This window comes from Nitrospirota bacterium, from assembly GCA_016235245.1.
Taxonomy (GTDB): Bacteria; Nitrospirota; Thermodesulfovibrionia; order Thermodesulfovibrionales; family UBA6898; genus UBA6898.
Genome location: JACRLO010000034.1, coordinates 1 through 17,159 on the forward strand (window position 1 = coordinate 1; position 17,159 = coordinate 17,159).

Genomic DNA, 17,159 nt, shown 5'->3' on the forward strand with positions numbered 1-17,159 from the left:
ATCATCGGTCTTGGCAGCAGCGGTAGCACCGCAGCAGTTCCAGTCCTCGATCTCTTTCAATTCGATACCGAGATTCTTGAAGACCATCTTGCACTGTATATCATAAAGCTGCGATGATGCATGCAGAGAACATCCGGGATAATAGGCCATTTCCATGGTCATGCCCCCTTCCCCTGCTTAGCCTTACGGTACAGGGCTTTAACCTCTGCCACGTTCTTCACCTTGTCCACCTTGAAATGCATCCTCTTCTTCTTCACCATCTTCAGGCCGAGTTTTGCCTGGCCCATCATCTCTTCAATGACCGCCTGCAGATCGCCCTTCTTCAGTTCCTTGATCGCAGTCTTTGTCTCATAGATGCCCATACCCTCGATCTCATTGAAACGGCCCACATGTTCCGTAGCCGCCATAAAGGAGGTATGGAAATCTGCAACACGCGGCTTCAGAGGTTTGAGATGGGCCTCTTTTGACATCTGCTTGAGTGTCTCGGTGATACGGGCGGTCTGAATATTGTTGGGGCAGCGCGTTCCGCAGGTATAGCAGGCAACGCATTGCCAGACGAGCAGATTATTGAGCGCATCTTCCCTCTCTCCGAGGAGGACCATTCTGATAAGCCGGTCAGGGGTGACCCCCGTCTCCTCGCCCACAGGACAGCCTGCTGCACATCTGCGGCACTGATAGCAGGAAGTCAGGTTCTGGGATGATCTTTCCGAGACCTCCCTGAGAAGGGATTTAGCGTTTGTCGTATCATACTTCAACGTCTTCGTTGACATGGCCTGCTCCTTTAACCTCCATCGGTAATTCTTCAGAAAAAAAGAGAACTGCCCGCAATATCTTATTCAGAGGAACTACATTCAATTATAAATGCTGGATTTTCTTTTTTTCAATTAACGTTTCTTTATATATTTATAAGCGCCCGAAAGACTGAGGCGGGGCTTCGAAGAACCCCGCCCGACAAACACTATATCCCTGCTGCCAGTTTCGCAGATTTCACCGTGTTCTTCATAAGCATCGTGATTGTCATCGGTCCTACGCCGCCCGGCACAGGAGTGATGGCCCCGGCAATCTCCTTTGCCGCATCAAAATCAACGTCGCCCTTGAGGATAGGGATCATCTTGCCGGTCTTCTCGCTCATCTTCTCACCAACGCGGTTCACACCGACATCGATAACACATGCTCCGGGCTTGATCCACTCGGGCTTCACAAGACCAGGAACGCCAGCTGCAACGATAAGGATATCAGCACGTTTGCAATGCGCATCGAGGTTCTTGGTGCCGGTATGGACGATCGTGACGGTCGAGTTTGCGCCTCTGCCCTTCTGAAGCATAATGTTTGCAATCGGCTTGCCGACGATATTGGAACGTCCGACAACAACCACCTCGGCGCCTGATGTCTCAAAGCCTGAGCGAACGATCAGTTCCTGTATGCCTGCAGGTGTGCAGGGCAGGAATTTCACTTCGCTGCCGCCGATCATAAGGCGGCCGACATTGACCGGGTGGAAGGCATCGACATCCTTATCAGGATCTATGGCATTTAAGACCTTCTTCTCGTCAACCTGCTTTGGCAGCGGAAGCTGGACAAGGATGCCGTGGATCTTGGGATCGTTATTATATTTTGCGATCAGGTTCAGAAGGTCTGCTTCAGAGATGTCTTCAGGCTGGCTGTCCTGAATCGAATGAAAGCCGATCTCATGTGCAGCCTTCTGCTTTGCCGTAACATAGCTTACCGAGGCCGGATTGTGACCAACCAGTATTGTTACCAGGCCGGGGACCACTCCTGTCTTTGCCTGCATCTCAGCAACTTCTTTCTTCAGTTCTTCCCGTATCTGTGCGGCGACTTCAGTGCCGCTGATGATCTTTGCACTCATTTCAATTCCTCCTATGTAATGGGTTTAGGGATTAGGGTTTTGGGGTTAATCCCTTTTCTTGATGAGTTCAAGCAGTTCCTGCCGCGTGGATTCCTTTGATCTGAAAATGCCTCTTACTGCTGAAGTGACAGTCCGCGCCCCTGATTTCTTCAGCCCGCGCATCGAAAGACAGAGGTGCTCTGCATCAATAATGACCATCGCGCCCTTTGGCTTCAGCCGTTCCATGAGCAGATCAGCGAGCTGGGCAGTAAGCCGCTCCTGAACCGTGGGGCGTTTTGCAAAGACTTCAAGGGCTTTTGCAAGCTCTCCGATGCCGGCAATTCTTCCTGCACCGGGGATGTAGGCAATATGCGCCTTGCCGATAAAGGGAAGAAGATGGTGCTCGCAGACGGAGTAGAACGGGATATCTTTCAGAAGGACAAGCTCCTCATGACTTTCGCCCTCGATGGGAAGAAGGATCTCTTCGGTAGGCGTGGAAAGGCCGGAAAAGATCTCTTCGTACATTTTGGCAACCCTGCCGGGTGTGCCCTTCATGCCAGGCCTGTCAGGGTCTTCGCCGATACCTTCAATAATAAGTCTGACGCCCTTTTCTATTTTTTTGATATCCATTGAATTACACCCCTGTATCAATAAGCCTGAAGGCAGATGATTGTATCATTTGAGAGAAAAAGAAGTCAAAAGGTTTTCTTATAAGTTTATTTTATTATCTTATACGCTACTGCTTGTTCCCGAAGACCGGTCAGTGCTATCTTATTGCATGAAAGCCTCCTTTTTCCAGTTCAATCCGGTGTTCGGCAGAAAAAGCGATAATCTGATGAAAGTCAGGGCTGCGGTAAGCACCGCATCCGCAGACCTTCTTGTGCTTCCGGAGTTCTTTGCAACCGGTTATCAGTTCACCTCAAAGGAAGAGGTCTCTGAAGTTGCCGAGTCTGTTCCTTATGGTGAAACAACCGAATTTCTTATGACCCTCTCGCAGGAAAAGGGCATATATATTGTGGCAGGTCTGCCTGAAAGAGACGGCAGCAAAGTCTACAATTCAGCAGTACTGACCGGCCCTGAGGGTTTTATCGGCAGATACCGTAAGACCCATCTCTTTTACGAAGAGAACCTTTTCTTTACGCCGGGGGATACCGGCTTCCGGGTTTGGGATACCCCCATAGGCAAGATCGGCATCATGATCTGCTTTGACTGGTTCTTTCCGGAATCTGCACGGACTCTTGCCCTCAAAGGGGCAGAGGTGATCGCGCATCCGTCAAACCTTGTCCTGCCCTATTGCCCGCAGTCCATGCCAATCAGATGCCTTGAGAACAGGGTTTATGCGGTAACAGCCAACCGTATCGGCACTGAACAGAGAAAACAGGGCGAGGCGCTCACATTCATCGGCCAGAGCCAGATCACATCACCCAAGGCTGAAATCCTGTTACGTGCGGGTAATGATGAAGAAATCCTTATGACTGCAGATATTGACCTGTCCCTGAGCAGGGACAAGAAACTGAATCAGTTCAACGACCTATTCAAAGACAGAAGACCGGAATTTTATAATTCATAACTTCGACTCTAATCATTAGCACCGGTCCCTGTAAACAGATACCTGCCCTCTATTTTCTCAAATAGAAGAATTTCCTCACCGCAGAAAACGCTGTAGCTGCCTCTGTCCTGCTGCGGCTCGGGCAATGGCGCAGAGTGTTTCTTTGTGAGTTTGACTGCATCCAAATACCCCTGATAATCATTAACTGGTTTTTCTTTCGCAAGGCATCTCTGTAGCTTTCGGTCAAAGATCTTATTATATTTCCTGATAAAGGCATCTCTCGTCAGTTCTTCGCCCCGAAGAAATGGGAACTTCGTCATTGCAACGACCGCTTCTTTATCATTGTTCGCCACAGCAGTTTTGAACTGGGCCCAGAATGTGGCAAACGCTTGATTAGTTTGATCCTGTTGGCCTTGCACAGGAGAGGTAAAAGCACTCAGCATCAGGACCGTCGATAGTAATAGATATAACTTTTTCATGGTTTATTCTCCGCTTGAACGTCCTGTTATGCGATAGTTGTTATGAATGCTCCACCGCTTACCGTTGCTGCTTGCATTTTTTCTTGCCCGCGGCTTTTTTGCCAACCTCCTTCACCCTAAATGCAACTATTTTGCGAATCAGACTGTAAGGTATCGGCTGGTCGAGCGGAAATTGGACAGAGCCTTTTGCGCTTTTATAGACAGACAACTCGTCCTTGAATTCTTCAATTCCGGAGGGCGTCGGATAAAAGCCAATATGCTTCTGAAACCCGCCGAAGTGCACCAGATTGCCGTTAAGCACGAATGTCGGAATTCCATACTTAACCGCCTCTTCCGCGTCAGGAGCGGCACTCCTGATCGTGCTTTGTGTTTTCCGGAGAATCCCCTGGACATCTTCCGGAAAACCGGCTATGTATTCGTCAATGCTCTTGGGTGGTCCTTTGGGGCTTTTCATAATTGAATCTCCTGCGTCTGTTCGAAATGTTGGACAAACGGGACGGGAGTTGACCCGCCATCTTTTGGGCGTGCCTGACTTCCTGATTGGAACTCGTCCTTTTCATTTGTCATTGCTCTTTTGTCCCGTGTTAAAACTGACCGTTTGAGGCACGATCAGAAACTCCGCTGATATACGATAACCACGTGCGTAACGTGAAAGATGAGAAAAATAAACGCCGGCGCAAGATAAAAAACTGGGCGATAGCGCAAGCGCTCCGGGAAATAGAATCTTTCACCGAGCAAGCCAAGCCCGATAATCCAAAACAAATTGGTATAAGCTGTCGCCACGAAACCGGCCATACTGGTACTCCAGGCGCTGTTAGGGAATACAATCAGAGCGAGATAGGACAGGTAGTAAAGCGCTACTCCAGCCAGATACAAAGCCAACCCTCGCTTTTGAGTTTTTGTAGATATTCCAATGGAGAAAAACATCGGCAACGCAAACACCAATAACCGCCCAATATTTTCGCCATTTACCAATACATTCGGAATACCTTTGTTGAATAGGGCCTGCGTCAATGCAGCCGGCAGGTGGTTCATCAGGAGCAGGCTAAAGACCAGCGGTGGAAACGTCAGCCAAACACCGTTCTTTGTGATGTCAGTTATCGTAATCTTCATTATCTGTTTCCCCTCTTAAGCGTTTACCTGGAGAGGCTGAAGCAATCGATTCAGACCGTGTTTTACTTTTCTGGCATCCATTCCTTTATCCATTTTTCTGCAATCAACCCATGAACGATAAAAGGGTCTTTTTCAATTATCGCCGCAGCCTCTGCATTACCCGGAGCTTCAAAAGTTATTAAGCCACCACTTCTGTCTGCAAATGGCCCGCCGACGTAGTTTTGAAAGTTGCTGTTTTTCCAATATGCGATATGAGCGGGGACAACTTCTCGAATTTTGTCAGGATCATTTTTCATGAAATAAAAAAAGACAATGCGAATCGCCATGTTTTCCTCCTTATTGATATTACTTGCGCATAAAGCTACACAGTCAGTCAGGCCTGACATCACATAGAGAAGTGAGTCACCTGCACAACAGCTAAAAAGAGAAGAGCTTTTTCAGATCCTTAATAATTTCTTCTTAAATTTCATTCTCTTGTAAGGGTCTATTACTATTATCTCTTTTGTATGAGTGTCCCTCGTCACGAGTAGTGTTCTCGTTTCATCAAACTGTTTTTGTCAGGCATACGGTAGAACGTAATATAAAATGTGTAATATACATCAAAATTCTCGTCATTCTAGTGCAAAGAATAATCTTTTTGGGTGATTGCATTCTCCATGTATGCAGTAATAGGGATCGTATATGCTTCACCAGGCTCCATTTTCTTATTCTTTTCCAAATCTTTGACTGATCCGCCTACCTGCATTGGCATTGTGCCATTGCTGAGATTCACCAAACGAGTAAATGTCTCAATATTCAGATCATATATGGCATTTGGTCCTTCATTAATCAGCGTTAGAGAGTATATTCTCTTATCATTATCTATCTTAAACTCTGAACCTATAATGGGCTGAAGGTTTATTTGGAAAGCCTTATCTGCGGTGTTCCAGCTTATGTATGAAATCCATAGGCTAACACCTAAAATGAGAATTGCAATTACACTGAGCCAGATACTGACTATATTTTTGGTTTTCACTTTCATTTTAGGTTGTTATACATGTCTTTTTATTGTCATTGATTTTAATGAAAATGGGAACTGAATCCTGAACCGGATTTGATCTGCCTTTAACCGCCTTCGCAGTCTCATCGAACTCCCCAGCTGCTTCATGGCCATTACCAACTCCCTGAGGCTCCGCCGCCGCCCGACGACCCTCCTCCTCCGGAAAAACCGGAACTGCCGGAGCTGCCTGAGCTCCAGGAACCTCCCGAACTCCCCGATGAAAGCGAGAAGCCGCCGATGGTGGCATGGCCTTTGGTGCGCATATCCGCAGCGGCTTTCGCGTACCATGCGGTCTTGCTGAGCAGCAGTTTGGCAAGGGGATATACGATCAGATAGGTTATGAGCATATAGAGCGCGCCAGAAGTTCCGACAATGACGATCGGAAACATGGCCCAAAAAGGGATGAGAAAGAAGTAGAGAAACCATCCCATGCCAGGTGTCATGATACCGATAACAGTGAAAAGACCGATGATGCCGAAGATGAATGCGCCGAACAGTATTCTTTGGGTAAGCGGCATAGGGGGCGCTTCAAGGCCAGAGGTGGTTGATGTTTTCGTTTCACCTCCGAGGGAGCTTTCCAACTCAGGCGTCTTGCCGTTTTCGAGAAGCGTAATGATCGCCCCTACCCCAGCTTCCACGCCGCCGTCATAGTCCCCGGTCTTGAACTTAGGAGTAATAATGTTTTGAATGATCCTTCCTGCCATGAGATCAGTGAGCGTACCTTCGAGGCCGTATCCGACCTCGATCCGCATGCGACGGTCCTTCAGGGCCACGACGACCAGGATGCCGTTGTCTTTGCCCTTCTGCCCGAGCTTCCATTCCCTGAAAACCGCTTCTGCATATTCCTCGATGCTCTGACCTTCGAGCGACGATACCGTAAGGACCGCGATCTGGTTGCCGGTGCTCTCTTCGTGGGCCTTGAGCCGCTCGGTCAGCGATTTTCGCATGGGCTCAGACAGGGTTTCTGCATTGTCGGTTATACGACCGGTAAGAAAAGGGACGTTCGTTGCAGCTGCGATATTCGCTACGAGGATTATCGAGGCAAGGAGTGTCAGCAGATTGAGTATATTTCTAAAAGTCCTTGTCGTCTCCCCATTCATTTCGGCCCCTTCCAAAAAAAGTGAGAATGATCTATCAAGCGGATAATTTCTGTTTCAATGCAAACGCGAAAACGAATTAATATCGGGCTTATATTTTGCCCCCAAGCCCTGCCAAAACTTCCTTCACCGACTCTGACAGCGCAGCGCTCAAGCCCTTTGCAAGCCCTGCAGAATCCTTTGTATCGAGCTGCACTTTCTTCCGCTCTTCAAAACGCAGCATCTCTTTTCCCTCGGCCGACAATAACACTGCATCTAAAGCCAGTTCAGCATATGAGTCATCCACTCTTTCAAATCGTTTCAGATTGATGTTCAGAACATAAGAGCCTTCAGCCACAGAATTCGATGTCCTTACATCCTCGTACACGGCTGACAGTGAATCCCTGAATATTTCCCTGACCATCTCAACAGGGGCTGAATCCCATTTTGCATAACGGGATATGTCAAGCTGATACGCAGACAGTCTGTGTGCAATATAGGGTTGTGCCAGATACCTCGGCGACTGGACTCTGAGGATAATCGTTGCCTGCTTTCTGACCTGGGCCCTGTTATTGTCAGCAGGCATATGCAGGCTGTAAATCCTTGTCTCGGGCATGGAGCATGCAGCCACTAAGAGAATACCAAGCAGAACAATACCTTTCCGTAGCATATTACTCACCCTTGCCCTCCTTATAGATCACGCTCCAGGGCTTACTCTTTACGTCATGAATCAGCTCCTGGAGTTCATCGGTCGTCCTGGTCATGGTATTAAGCAGCGCATCAAGATTCTGGGACTGAAGGTCAACTGCCCGATCCACGGTCTTTGCAGTCTTTTCAATACCCTTGAGCATCACCTCTGCCTTGTCAAGAGCCTCACGCGCCTTTTTCAGGACCTGCGTAAACTCACCCTTATTGTTGCTCACCAGGCCTTCAAGCTCATCAAGCACCCTTGAAAGTTTGTCGGCCGTCATCCTGATGTCAGCGGTCATTTTGTCGATATTAGAGGTTGCCGAAACAATCGCCTTATTGGTATTGCCTAATAGGGATTCGACCTGCTTAATATTTTGGGGGCTGAAAACCTTGTTCACATCCTGAATGAGGGAATCAAGTGACTTTGACAGACCTTCGACCTTTGACATGATGACCCCAAAATCAACGACCTCTTCGGAAGGTATCACATCGCCTACCTTGATCCGCTCATTCACCGTTTCGTTGACAGACAGGAGCAGGTAAATGTCACCCACAAATCCTACCTGCGTGACAGACGCCTTGGTACCCTTATAGATCGGCTTGCCCCTCTTGATACCGATCTCGACAACGACCGATTCCCCGGCCTGCTGCGGCTCTTTTACGCTGACCACGCGTCCGACTCTTACGCCGCCCAGTTTGACCTGAGCACCCGGTTCAAGACCGGCAGCATTTTTCACCTTGATATAATAAGGGTCGAATTTATCGAGAAACTGCGCACCGCCGATAAGAATTATCAGCGCCGTAAGCAGGACCATGGACACGCCAATTATCAGACCAGCCTTAATCTCTTCTCTCAAAGCGCCTCCTCACCTATTCTCATGAGATATCAATCCCCGGCAATCATCTTAAAGTAATCGTCCGGCGAGTATTGCTCCTCTTCCCATCTTCTCTCAAGAAACTGCCTGATGCGGGGATGGTCCGACGCCTTCAGCCCCTCAAGAGGGCCAAAAAACAGGACCTGTCCCTTGTCGAGCATGATAACATAATCGGCAATTGCAAAAACACTGGGCAGTTCATGGGTCACCACAACGATTGTCATCCTGAAGGCCTTCTGCAGTTTCAAGATCAGATCGTCAAGTCCGGCAGCAGTGACCGGGTCGAGTCCTGCAGAGGGCTCGTCAAAAAAGAGCATCTCCGGGTCGAGCGCCAGGGCCCGTGCGAGGCCAGCCCTCTTCTTCATGCCGCCCGAGAGCTGGGACGGATAAAAATGATCAAATCCTGAAAGCCCGACCAGGTCAAGCTTCATGCGTACCATGATCTGGACCGTAGCGTCATTTATCTTGGTATGCTCCTTAATCGGCAGGGCGACATTTTCGGCGATGGTGAGTGAATTAAGCAGGGCAGATCCCTGAAACAGCACTCCCATCTTCCTCCTCACATCGTCCATCTCAGGGTCTGTCAAGGCCGTAATCTCCCTATTGCCGATGCTGATGGTTCCTTCAGAAGGCTTAAGCAGGCCGATGAGATGTTTCAGGAGTGTGCTCTTGCCGCAGCCGCTGCCGCCTAAAATGACCGTAGTCTTTCCCTTCGGGATGGCAAAGGTGAGGCCTTTCAGCACTTCCCGGTCGCCGTACCGCGTCCTGAGCCCGGTTACTTCAATAGCAGCTTCATTCATTGGCAGAATTATACCTTATAACGAATTTGCGAAGATAGATAGCCTGACTGCTGCCATCTGAAGGAGAACGCACGCAGACCTGACTGCAATGGCTGCTTACGAATACATCAGCTTGCGCTCCAGATCAGTAGATCGGGAAATGCGCTTGGCCTCTTCAAGAGAGATAACATCATCCTTGCAGAGCTGAACAAGATGCTGGTCCAGGCTCTGCATGTGATACTCATCCCTTCCCTTTTCAATATGATGCTCGATCTCATCAAGATGGTTATCCCGTATGCATGCCTTGATGGTATTGGTGGCAGACATTATCTCAAGAACCGGTATGAGACCTTCATCATTCTTGCCCCTTACAAGACGTAGTGATATGGTGGCAACAAGGATTTCAGCAAGCCGGTGGCGGACATTCTCCTGCATATCGGAGGGGAAATACCCGACGATCCGGTTGATAGTTGAGGCTGCGTTAAGGGTATGAAGCGTTGAAAAGACAAGATGACCGGTCTCTGCCGCCTTGATGCAGGAGTCGATGGTGTCCAGATCGCGCATCTCTCCCACCATGATTACATCGGGGTTCATGCGCATTGCCGCCCGCACCGCACCGCTGAAGGTGTCGGTATCGATGCCGACCTCCCTCTGAATAATACAGCTCCTGCTTGAGGTAAACAGGAACTCAATGGGGTCCTCAATGGTGATGATATTGTATTGAAAATTGTCATTGATGAATTTGATCATGGAGGCCAGGGTCGTTGATTTACCGTTACCCGTCGGCCCTGTCACCAGGACCAGCCCGTTTGGAGACTGCGATATCCTGCCGAGCACAGGAGGGAGTCTCAGCTCTTCAAACGAGGCGATACTATGCGGAATCGTTCTCATGACAACGCCGATATTGCCGCGCTGGCGGAAGATGCTGACCCTGAACCTTCCGACATTGGCAAGAGTATAGGAGGTATCAAATTCCTTCATATCCTCCGGAAGCTTTCTGTTGTGCTGCTCCATGACGGCGGATGCCACAAACTCGGTGTCTGCGGCTGCAAGATTATTGAGCTTTGACCGTATCAGGTGTCCGCGGGCCCTGAACATCGGCGGGTCGCCTACCTCGAAATGGATATCCGACACCTTCTTGTCAAAAGCAATCTGCAGTATCTGCGCAAATGTTGAACTGTCCATTCTTCATCCCTCACTGAATTCTGCCGGCATGCGACGGCAGATCTGATTTATATTGTCGTCTTTAAAATCTGCCTGCGATAAAGTGCATTTTCCAAAACCGTGCCGGCCTCGATGGCAAGCAGTTCAAAAACATCCGTATATACCGAAGACAGATCTTTCTGCCCGAAATCGGCATAGACCAAAGCCTTGACCTGGCCGCTGACCTTCAGCGGCAGGATAAAGACCGTCGGCTTGAGGGGCTCTCCGATTTTTTGGAAGAGATGGCCATGCAGCACTTCATCGTCAGTTTCACCATAAAAGATCTGACCGGATTCGACGACATCGTCAAAAACGGAGTATTTGCCCAAAGGCACGGCAAGGAACTGATCCAGGTTCTGTTGCGATGTTTTTTCGAGTGCCGGGAGCAGGGCTTTTTTCACAACAAGACCAGGACCTTCAACCGAATACAGGATAGAACGCTCAAATGAAGATGAAATCGCCGCCAAAAGAAAAGAAGAGACCTCATCGGGATCCTCCAGCAGCCGAAGAGCAGCAGTCTTCGCTTTCAGCTCGCTCAGTATTTCTGCGGCTGAAGAACCACTGGGCTCGATGAGAATACATCTCGCTGCATTACGGAAGGATTCGAGAAAGATAATCATATCCCCCACAAAGGTATCTCTGGAAGCAGTACAATCCGGCTTGGGAAATACTGTCCTCACCCCTTCGTTCAGACACTGCAGGGAATACCGGTACGAGCAGGGCAATATGAATTGAATAAATGGAATAAGTGGATGCATCGTTTTTATATGAAGTCTGAGTGCTGTCGTGTCCTTTTCAGACAGCCCGGCACCTGACTCATCAGGGGTGTCAAATACCAGAACCGGCTGAATGCTCATCTTGTGGCATTGATCGATAACACGCTCAATCTCCGCCTTCTGGCTTACCCCAAATATGCTGATACCGTCATTCTTGCAGACCGTCATCAACGCATGCGTAAGCAGCTCATCTCCGCTAAACAGTATTATGGCCATGGCATGACGCTTTTGCCGGCCTGTCTCCTCAAAAAAGGAGCCGCTGTCCATGGCATCTTTCAGAAAGGAAACAAGATCTTCCTGCTCCTGCGCAGGGAAATCGGCCAAAACCCTTTGAATAATCTTTCGATGAATCGTGACCGGATCGAACCCTTCCGAAACAACCTTGACCGGGGTCCTGTTTTCCAGCTGTTCAAGATCGGCAAGGCCGAGGATATCTGCCGTGATCACCTTTCCTTTTGGAGCAGACTCGGAAGAATTAGCAGGAAGCGCCTCTGCATAAAGATCCTCATCAGACAGGACCGCCTTGCCGGACAAGCGGTCTCTCTCCTTCTCATCGTAGACACGCAGGGCGTCCATCAATACCATCTGGGCGTCAAATCTCTGTTCCTGCTCCATTTCACCCGGGTGATAGGTGCATTCAGAGGAAACCGCAATGGCGTCGGCATCAAAGGTAAATCTTCCTTCCTTCCAGCTGATCAGTTCGACCACGGTAATCTCGATCAGTTTCTTGAGCGCACGGAAAGCAGCCTCGTCCTTCAGTCTTCCAATCTGTTTCAGCGTAATTACCAGGGGTTGACGGTTACTGCCTGACTTCTTTTGTGTTTCAAGGGCGAATTTCAGGTCTTCGGTAGTAATATATTTCATGGCCACAAGAACCGAGCCAATGCGAACGCGGCTGCTCAGGTGATTTGCACTGACAATATATCCGTTGCTGAATATGATCCGGCTTTCCCCCTTGCTTCCTTCAACGGAAAGAGTGCCGGACTGTCTTGTCGTGTGAATCAGCTGAATGATGTCCGTGATATGTAACTGTGACAGATCTCCCGTCAGTGCCATACAAGTCTCTCATTCATGTTCATAGAATATCAGATTTATGCTCCTTTAAGAATAGCATATGAGCGATTCAACGGCCAATTCCCGGGACAGGTCTGACCCGGGGCCGGACCGGATACGGCAGCAGGATAAAGCCGCTTGCGCCCAAGCCCTCATATCGTTTCTGCTTAATTTTCAGGTAAAGTAGTAAAAGAGTGTGGTAAAGAAGAGGTCGAAGATAATTACCAGAAAGATGGAGACAACGACTGAAGAGGTTGTACGCCGGCCTACTTCTTCCGCACCGCCCTCAACCTTGAAGCCCTGGTATGCGCCCACAATGGTTATGACAATGCCAAACGCCCAGGCCTTGATCAGACCGGTAAAGACATCCTTTACCAGAAGGGCATTAAGGGTCTGCTGATAGTAGTTATACGCATTGATTTCCAAAACAGAGACCGACAGAAGGAACCCGCCCAGGATACCGATAACATCGGACAGGATGGTCAGTGCCGGGACCATGACCATAAGAGCAAGAAGCTTCGGGCTTACCAGGAACCGCACAGGGTTTATGCCCATCGTAACGAGGGCGTCCACCTCTTCCGCTGCCTTCATCGAGCCAATCTCGGCAGCAAAGGCGGAACCGCTCCTGCCCGAAACAATGATCGCCGTAAGGATTGGGCTCAGTTCCCTCGTAAGAGAGACTCCGACAAGATTGGCAACATAGATCAGGGCGCCGACACGCTTCAGCTGGTACGCTGCCTGGAGGGCAAGGATGATCCCGACAAAAAAGGAGATGACTGCAACGATCGGCACGGAGTTGTACCCCGCCTTGACCATCTCGGAGATTGTGGCCCTGACGCGGACAGGCTTACCCCGAAGCGGTGAGACAAAGGTCCAGTAGAAGGATTTATTGATAATGCGCGAGGCATCAGTGATATCTTTCAGGAGCGTAAAGGCCATTTAGGCTGTCATGGCAATCATGGTATCAGCGGCTGACCGCATCATCCAGATTTCCGCAGATCTCAAAGACCTTGTCGAGCTTTGAAAAACTGAATATATCCATGATGGATTGAGGGAGTTCAGAGAACTGCAGCCTCCCCTTATATGCCTTCACATGCTTGAGGCCTTCGACAAAGGTGGCTATGCCTGAGCTGTCAATATAGGATACGCCCCTGAAATTGACGATAAGACGCGGAGGCTTGTTCTTGATGACGCCGAGCAGTTTGTCCCTCAGAGCCGGCGATGAATGCATATCGACATCACCGCTCAGCGAGATGACCATATTCCCTTTGTAGTCGCCAATATCACAATGCATCGTTCCCCCCTGCCTGCTTCACAAGAAGCAGCCTGTTTCCCTTCACCTTTTTGGCATCGAACTCTACCCGGTCAAATACCCTTCTGATAAAATGCATGCCGAGACCGCCGGGCCTCACGTCATCAAGATCCCTTCCGCGGATCTTTTCGGGGTCAGCCTTTTCCCCGCTGTCTTCAATAATGATAGAGATCTGCTTTTGCGAAGAGCCGTATTTTACAACAATTCTCCTGGACGTGTCTCCATGATAGGCATATTTGATCACATTGGAGCAGGCTTCATCCACAGCAAGCTTGATCTTGCCGGTCAGGTCCTCGTCAAGACCGCAGGACTGGCAGAAGCGGTTGGTCACCTCGCGGATCAGGCTGAGATAGCGCGGATGAGACAGGACATTTATGGTCGCAACAGTCTTCATGTCATGCGCCTCAGTTCTACAATAGTAAGATCATCTGCCCTGTCTGCATCTCCCGTAAAGCTGCCCACAAAATCGACGATACGTTCAGTCAATCGGTCATCCTGCCGGTTGCGGATTGCAAACGCCACGATCTCTTCAAAACCGAGCCGTTTGCCCTCGCTGTTTTTCGCATCGAAAACGCCGTCAGTCACCATGATAAGCCTGTCTCCCGGAGCAAGGGTCAACTGACTGGTCGGATAGTCGATCTCCATAATGCCGACCGGTGGTCCACCTTCAAGGTCCATAACCTTCACCTCAGTTGCGGTTATCCAGAGAAAAGGAGGGTGACCCGCAACAGAGACTTTCACACTCCCTGTCTGCATATCGGCAACAGCGTACATGGCGGTCAGGAACATGCCTCTTGGCGTATCGGACATCTGCCGGTTCAGACTGCTCATAACCACACCGGGGTCATCAACACCATGCATCTGATATCGGAAATCGCTGATCACCTTTGCCATAAAAAGCGCGGCCGAAACACCCTTGCCCGAGATATCACCGATCAAAACGCCGATCTTGCCCGGGACTGGCTCAGCAAAGTCATAGAGATCGCCGCCCACATGCTTGGCGGGAAGGGTAAATCCTGAAACCCTCATTATCCCTTTTTCGTATACAGGCAGCGGGGGCAGGAAGCTCCTCTGAATCGTGGCTGCAAGTTCGAGTTCCTGTTTGAGCCTCTCTTTTTCGAGCGACTCCAGATGGAAAACTGCATTTTCCATCGCAACCGCTATCTGCCTGCAGAGGGCCTGGAATATCTCAAGGTCATAGACAGAAAACGTATCCCTGCCGATGGGATTCAGTATCTCGGCAACACCGATCAGCCCTGATCTGCCTACAAGAGGCACCGCGATCATACTTTTCGTCGTGAACCCTGTCATGGTATCTGCATGATTGGAGTGCCGGTCGTCCTTTGCTGCCTGTCCGACAACAATCGGTTCAAGGGTCTGGGCAACCCAGCCGGCAATGCCTTCTCCAAGCCCGAGGGTTACATGCTTTTTAAGCAGCTCACCGCTCGATTCATCACTGCTGAGCGCAACCTCGAACTCAAGACGCCCGGTCTTTTTATTATAGACAAGGATCGAGCAGGCATCGGCATGCATAACTTCCTTCGCCTTTTCCATCACGAGGCCGATCAATTCATTAAAATCAAGCGTAGAGGAGATGAGAGAGGAGACATCCATAAGCAGCCGCAGGTCTTCGACCTTTTTCTCCAGGCTTTGCAGATGCTCCTCTGCCGCGTTCAAAGGGGGCTTTTCTTCCATAGTTCCTATTGAATACCAGTTCACCTCAGGTTTTCAAGGGAAAAACGTCTCTAACCTGTTGTAAACAGCAACGGAGAGGTTGTAAAATCCCTGTACCACATAGGGGGCATTAATGATAAAGCTGTTCGGATGGGCACTAGACAAGGAAAAAGAACGCAGGGTCGCGATCCTGCAGAAGGTCCACCTCTTCAAAGGGCTGCGCCGGAACCTTCTCATGAAACTTCTGGTGGATCTCGTCGAAAAGGAATATGAAGCAGGCGAGCTTATCTTTTCAGAGGGCGAGATCGGCAAAGCCTTGTATATTATCCTCGAAGGTTCCGTCGCCCTGACCAAGAAAGGCAAGGAAGCGCCCCTTGTCCTGGCAGAGCTGCAGGCAGGCTCCTATTTTGGAGAACTGGCCCTGATCGATCAGATGCCCAGATTTGCGACGGCCTCTGCACAGGAAAAGACAATCCTGCTTATCATGTATAAGTCGTATTTCGATGATCTCATCAAGGGGAGCGCGGCTATCTCATCGCGCGTACTGCTGAACCTCGTTGAGCTCCTCTCTGTTTATGTGAGAAAGAACCATGATGCAAGAACCTGACAGGGAATTGCTGAAAGAGATACAGAAAGCACATCATCAGATGCCGCGATGGGTAATTGTCCTGCTTCTTTCAGGGCTGGTTATCGTCACGGCATACTTTACGGCAACCCTCCTCATATTGCTGCTCATATCCGGCATTGTCGCCTATCTGCTCAGTTCGATCATCAAGCGGATCGAATACCTCGGCATAAAAAGAGCCGTGGCAGTCGCAGCGGTTTATGTCACGGCAGGCCTTCTGCTCATAGGCGTTGACATTCTGATTGTTCCCTGCCTCCAGCAGGAAACAAGGAACATTACCGAAAAACTGCCTGAGATCACGCAGCAGGCAGAGGGCGCATTCAGAGATCTGAGAGACTATCCCGTTGCCGGGGAGGTGATCGACAAGATCATCGGCGGCATAGCACAGCCAGGCCATATGATCTCAAAGATGCTGAACATGTCCGACCTGTTCAGTCAGGCTGCTTCGGTAGCCTTTGCCATGATCCTCATTCCCTTCTTTGTTTTTTTTCTGCTCAAGGACTGGCCCGAGGTGCGTAACAGAATCATGCGCTGGATCCCCTCTCCCTATGTGGAGACATCGATTGCAGCCTTTTCAGAGATAGATATACTTGCCGGCAGTTACCTCAGAGGACTTGCCATAGAGTGTTCGTCCGTAGGGGCAATGGCCTCTGTCGGTCTTGCCCTGCTCGGCGTTGACTACCCCGTGACCTTAGGCATTGTGACTGCTGCGGCAAATGTCATCCCCTACATCGGTCCGATCATTTCCTGCGTGATCGCCTGTCTCATTGCCTTTATCCAGTTCAAAAGCATAGGTATAGTAATCAACGTGGCGCTGCTTTACACCGGAATCAAGCTCCTTGACGACTTTCTGGTCCAGCCGCTGACCATAGGCAGAAGCGTAAAGCTGCACCCCATGCTCCTTGTCATCACGATCATTGCAGGGCAGAAGCTCTTCGGTATTATGGGCATGGTCCTGGCAGTTCCGGCAGTCACCATTGCCCAGAAAGTCGTGGTCATATTCCTCGAACACGGAAGAAACAGGACAGGGCGTTCCGAGGCACTGAAGCATTCACATGAAATAATCGTTTAAT

22 protein-coding genes are annotated in these 17,159 nt (G+C 49.7%); 3 read left to right on the forward strand and 19 right to left on the reverse strand.

Translation table 11 applies throughout. The annotated features are described in order from the left end of the window. The 4 genes from HZB31_13460 to folE form a co-directional block, all read right to left on the reverse strand. Positions 1 to 156, reverse strand: a 156-nt coding sequence (locus tag HZB31_13460; GenBank protein MBI5848926.1) for a CoB--CoM heterodisulfide reductase, incomplete at its 3' end; no start/stop codon positions are given. A gap of 2 nt (positions 157 to 158) precedes the next feature. Beyond that, positions 159 to 770: a 4Fe-4S dicluster domain-containing protein gene (locus HZB31_13465; GenBank protein MBI5848927.1), complete on the reverse strand. Its 612-nt coding sequence runs from the start codon at positions 768 to 770 to the stop codon at positions 159 to 161. A 188-nt stretch (positions 771 to 958) separates the two neighbouring features. Further along, positions 959 to 1,864 (reverse strand): bifunctional methylenetetrahydrofolate dehydrogenase/methenyltetrahydrofolate cyclohydrolase FolD, encoded by a 906-nt coding sequence (gene folD / locus HZB31_13470; protein ID MBI5848928.1) that lies wholly within the window; start codon positions 1,862 to 1,864, stop codon positions 959 to 961. A gap of 45 nt (positions 1,865 to 1,909) precedes the next feature. Then, complete coding sequence (folE, locus tag HZB31_13475) at positions 1,910 to 2,473, reverse strand: GTP cyclohydrolase I FolE (protein MBI5848929.1); 564 nt, start codon at positions 2,471 to 2,473, stop codon at positions 1,910 to 1,912. 148 nt (positions 2,474 to 2,621) lie between these two features. Here folE and HZB31_13480 point away from each other — a divergent pair, with 148 nt between their 5' ends. After that, complete coding sequence (locus HZB31_13480; GenBank protein ID MBI5848930.1) at positions 2,622 to 3,413, forward strand: acyltransferase; 792 nt, start codon at positions 2,622 to 2,624, stop codon at positions 3,411 to 3,413. 8 nt (positions 3,414 to 3,421) lie between these two features. Here the strand turns inward: HZB31_13480 and HZB31_13485 are convergent, their stop codons facing one another. From HZB31_13485 to HZB31_13555, 15 genes are all read right to left on the reverse strand, one after another. After that, on the reverse strand, positions 3,422 to 3,871 hold the full coding sequence (locus HZB31_13485; protein MBI5848931.1) for a hypothetical protein: 450 nt from the start codon (positions 3,869 to 3,871) through the stop codon (positions 3,422 to 3,424). Between the two features lie 58 nt (positions 3,872 to 3,929). Beyond that, positions 3,930 to 4,325, reverse strand: coding sequence for a DUF1801 domain-containing protein (locus HZB31_13490; protein ID MBI5848932.1), 396 nt, complete (start codon positions 4,323 to 4,325; stop codon positions 3,930 to 3,932). A gap of 155 nt (positions 4,326 to 4,480) precedes the next feature. Next, positions 4,481 to 4,984 (reverse strand): hypothetical protein, encoded by a 504-nt coding sequence (locus tag HZB31_13495; protein ID MBI5848933.1) that lies wholly within the window; start codon positions 4,982 to 4,984, stop codon positions 4,481 to 4,483. A 62-nt stretch (positions 4,985 to 5,046) separates the two neighbouring features. Next, entirely contained in the window at positions 5,047 to 5,310 is a 264-nt protein-coding gene (locus HZB31_13500) for a hypothetical protein (protein MBI5848934.1), read from the reverse strand. 290 nt (positions 5,311 to 5,600) lie between these two features. Beyond that, positions 5,601 to 6,005 carry a hypothetical protein gene (locus HZB31_13505; protein MBI5848935.1) on the reverse strand — a complete coding sequence of 135 codons (405 nt, stop codon included), beginning with the start codon at positions 6,003 to 6,005 and terminating at the stop codon, positions 5,601 to 5,603. A gap of 131 nt (positions 6,006 to 6,136) precedes the next feature. Then, positions 6,137 to 7,123 (reverse strand): TPM domain-containing protein, encoded by a 987-nt coding sequence (locus tag HZB31_13510; protein MBI5848936.1) that lies wholly within the window; start codon positions 7,121 to 7,123, stop codon positions 6,137 to 6,139. Positions 7,124 to 7,211: 88 nt separating this feature from the next. Further along, complete coding sequence (locus tag HZB31_13515; GenBank protein ID MBI5848937.1) at positions 7,212 to 7,778, reverse strand: membrane integrity-associated transporter subunit PqiC; 567 nt, start codon at positions 7,776 to 7,778, stop codon at positions 7,212 to 7,214. Then, the gene (locus HZB31_13520; GenBank protein ID MBI5848938.1) at positions 7,771 to 8,646 is read right to left on the reverse strand and encodes an MCE family protein; all 876 of its coding nucleotides are present in this window, start codon (positions 8,644 to 8,646) and stop codon (positions 7,771 to 7,773) included. Before HZB31_13520 ends, HZB31_13515 begins: the two co-directional genes overlap by 8 nt. A gap of 29 nt (positions 8,647 to 8,675) precedes the next feature. Then, positions 8,676 to 9,464: an ABC transporter ATP-binding protein gene (locus HZB31_13525; protein ID MBI5848939.1), complete on the reverse strand. Its 789-nt coding sequence runs from the start codon at positions 9,462 to 9,464 to the stop codon at positions 8,676 to 8,678. Positions 9,465 to 9,560: 96 nt separating this feature from the next. Beyond that, positions 9,561 to 10,628 (reverse strand): PilT/PilU family type 4a pilus ATPase, encoded by a 1,068-nt coding sequence (locus HZB31_13530; GenBank protein ID MBI5848940.1) that lies wholly within the window; start codon positions 10,626 to 10,628, stop codon positions 9,561 to 9,563. Positions 10,629 to 10,675: 47 nt separating this feature from the next. After that, positions 10,676 to 12,478, reverse strand: coding sequence for a DUF4388 domain-containing protein (locus tag HZB31_13535; GenBank protein MBI5848941.1), 1,803 nt, complete (start codon positions 12,476 to 12,478; stop codon positions 10,676 to 10,678). Between the two features lie 171 nt (positions 12,479 to 12,649). Beyond that, the gene (locus HZB31_13540) at positions 12,650 to 13,414 is read right to left on the reverse strand and encodes an ABC transporter permease (protein MBI5848942.1); all 765 of its coding nucleotides are present in this window, start codon (positions 13,412 to 13,414) and stop codon (positions 12,650 to 12,652) included. A gap of 25 nt (positions 13,415 to 13,439) precedes the next feature. After that, on the reverse strand, positions 13,440 to 13,769 hold the full coding sequence (locus HZB31_13545) for an STAS domain-containing protein (protein MBI5848943.1): 330 nt from the start codon (positions 13,767 to 13,769) through the stop codon (positions 13,440 to 13,442). Continuing rightward, positions 13,759 to 14,181, reverse strand: a complete 423-nt coding sequence (locus HZB31_13550; protein ID MBI5848944.1) for an ATP-binding protein — start codon at positions 14,179 to 14,181, stop codon at positions 13,759 to 13,761. Before HZB31_13550 ends, HZB31_13545 begins: the two co-directional genes overlap by 11 nt. Then, positions 14,178 to 15,482: a SpoIIE family protein phosphatase gene (locus tag HZB31_13555; protein ID MBI5848945.1), complete on the reverse strand. Its 1,305-nt coding sequence runs from the start codon at positions 15,480 to 15,482 to the stop codon at positions 14,178 to 14,180. The genes HZB31_13550 and HZB31_13555 overlap by 4 nt, the downstream gene beginning before the upstream one ends. 112 nt (positions 15,483 to 15,594) lie before the next feature. Here HZB31_13555 and HZB31_13560 point away from each other — a divergent pair, with 112 nt between their 5' ends. Further along, positions 15,595 to 16,068, forward strand: a complete 474-nt coding sequence (locus HZB31_13560; protein ID MBI5848946.1) for a cyclic nucleotide-binding domain-containing protein — start codon at positions 15,595 to 15,597, stop codon at positions 16,066 to 16,068. After that, positions 16,052 to 17,158 (forward strand): AI-2E family transporter, encoded by a 1,107-nt coding sequence (locus HZB31_13565; protein MBI5848947.1) that lies wholly within the window; start codon positions 16,052 to 16,054, stop codon positions 17,156 to 17,158. Before HZB31_13560 ends, HZB31_13565 begins: the two co-directional genes overlap by 17 nt. Position 17,159: the final 1 nt, after the last annotated feature.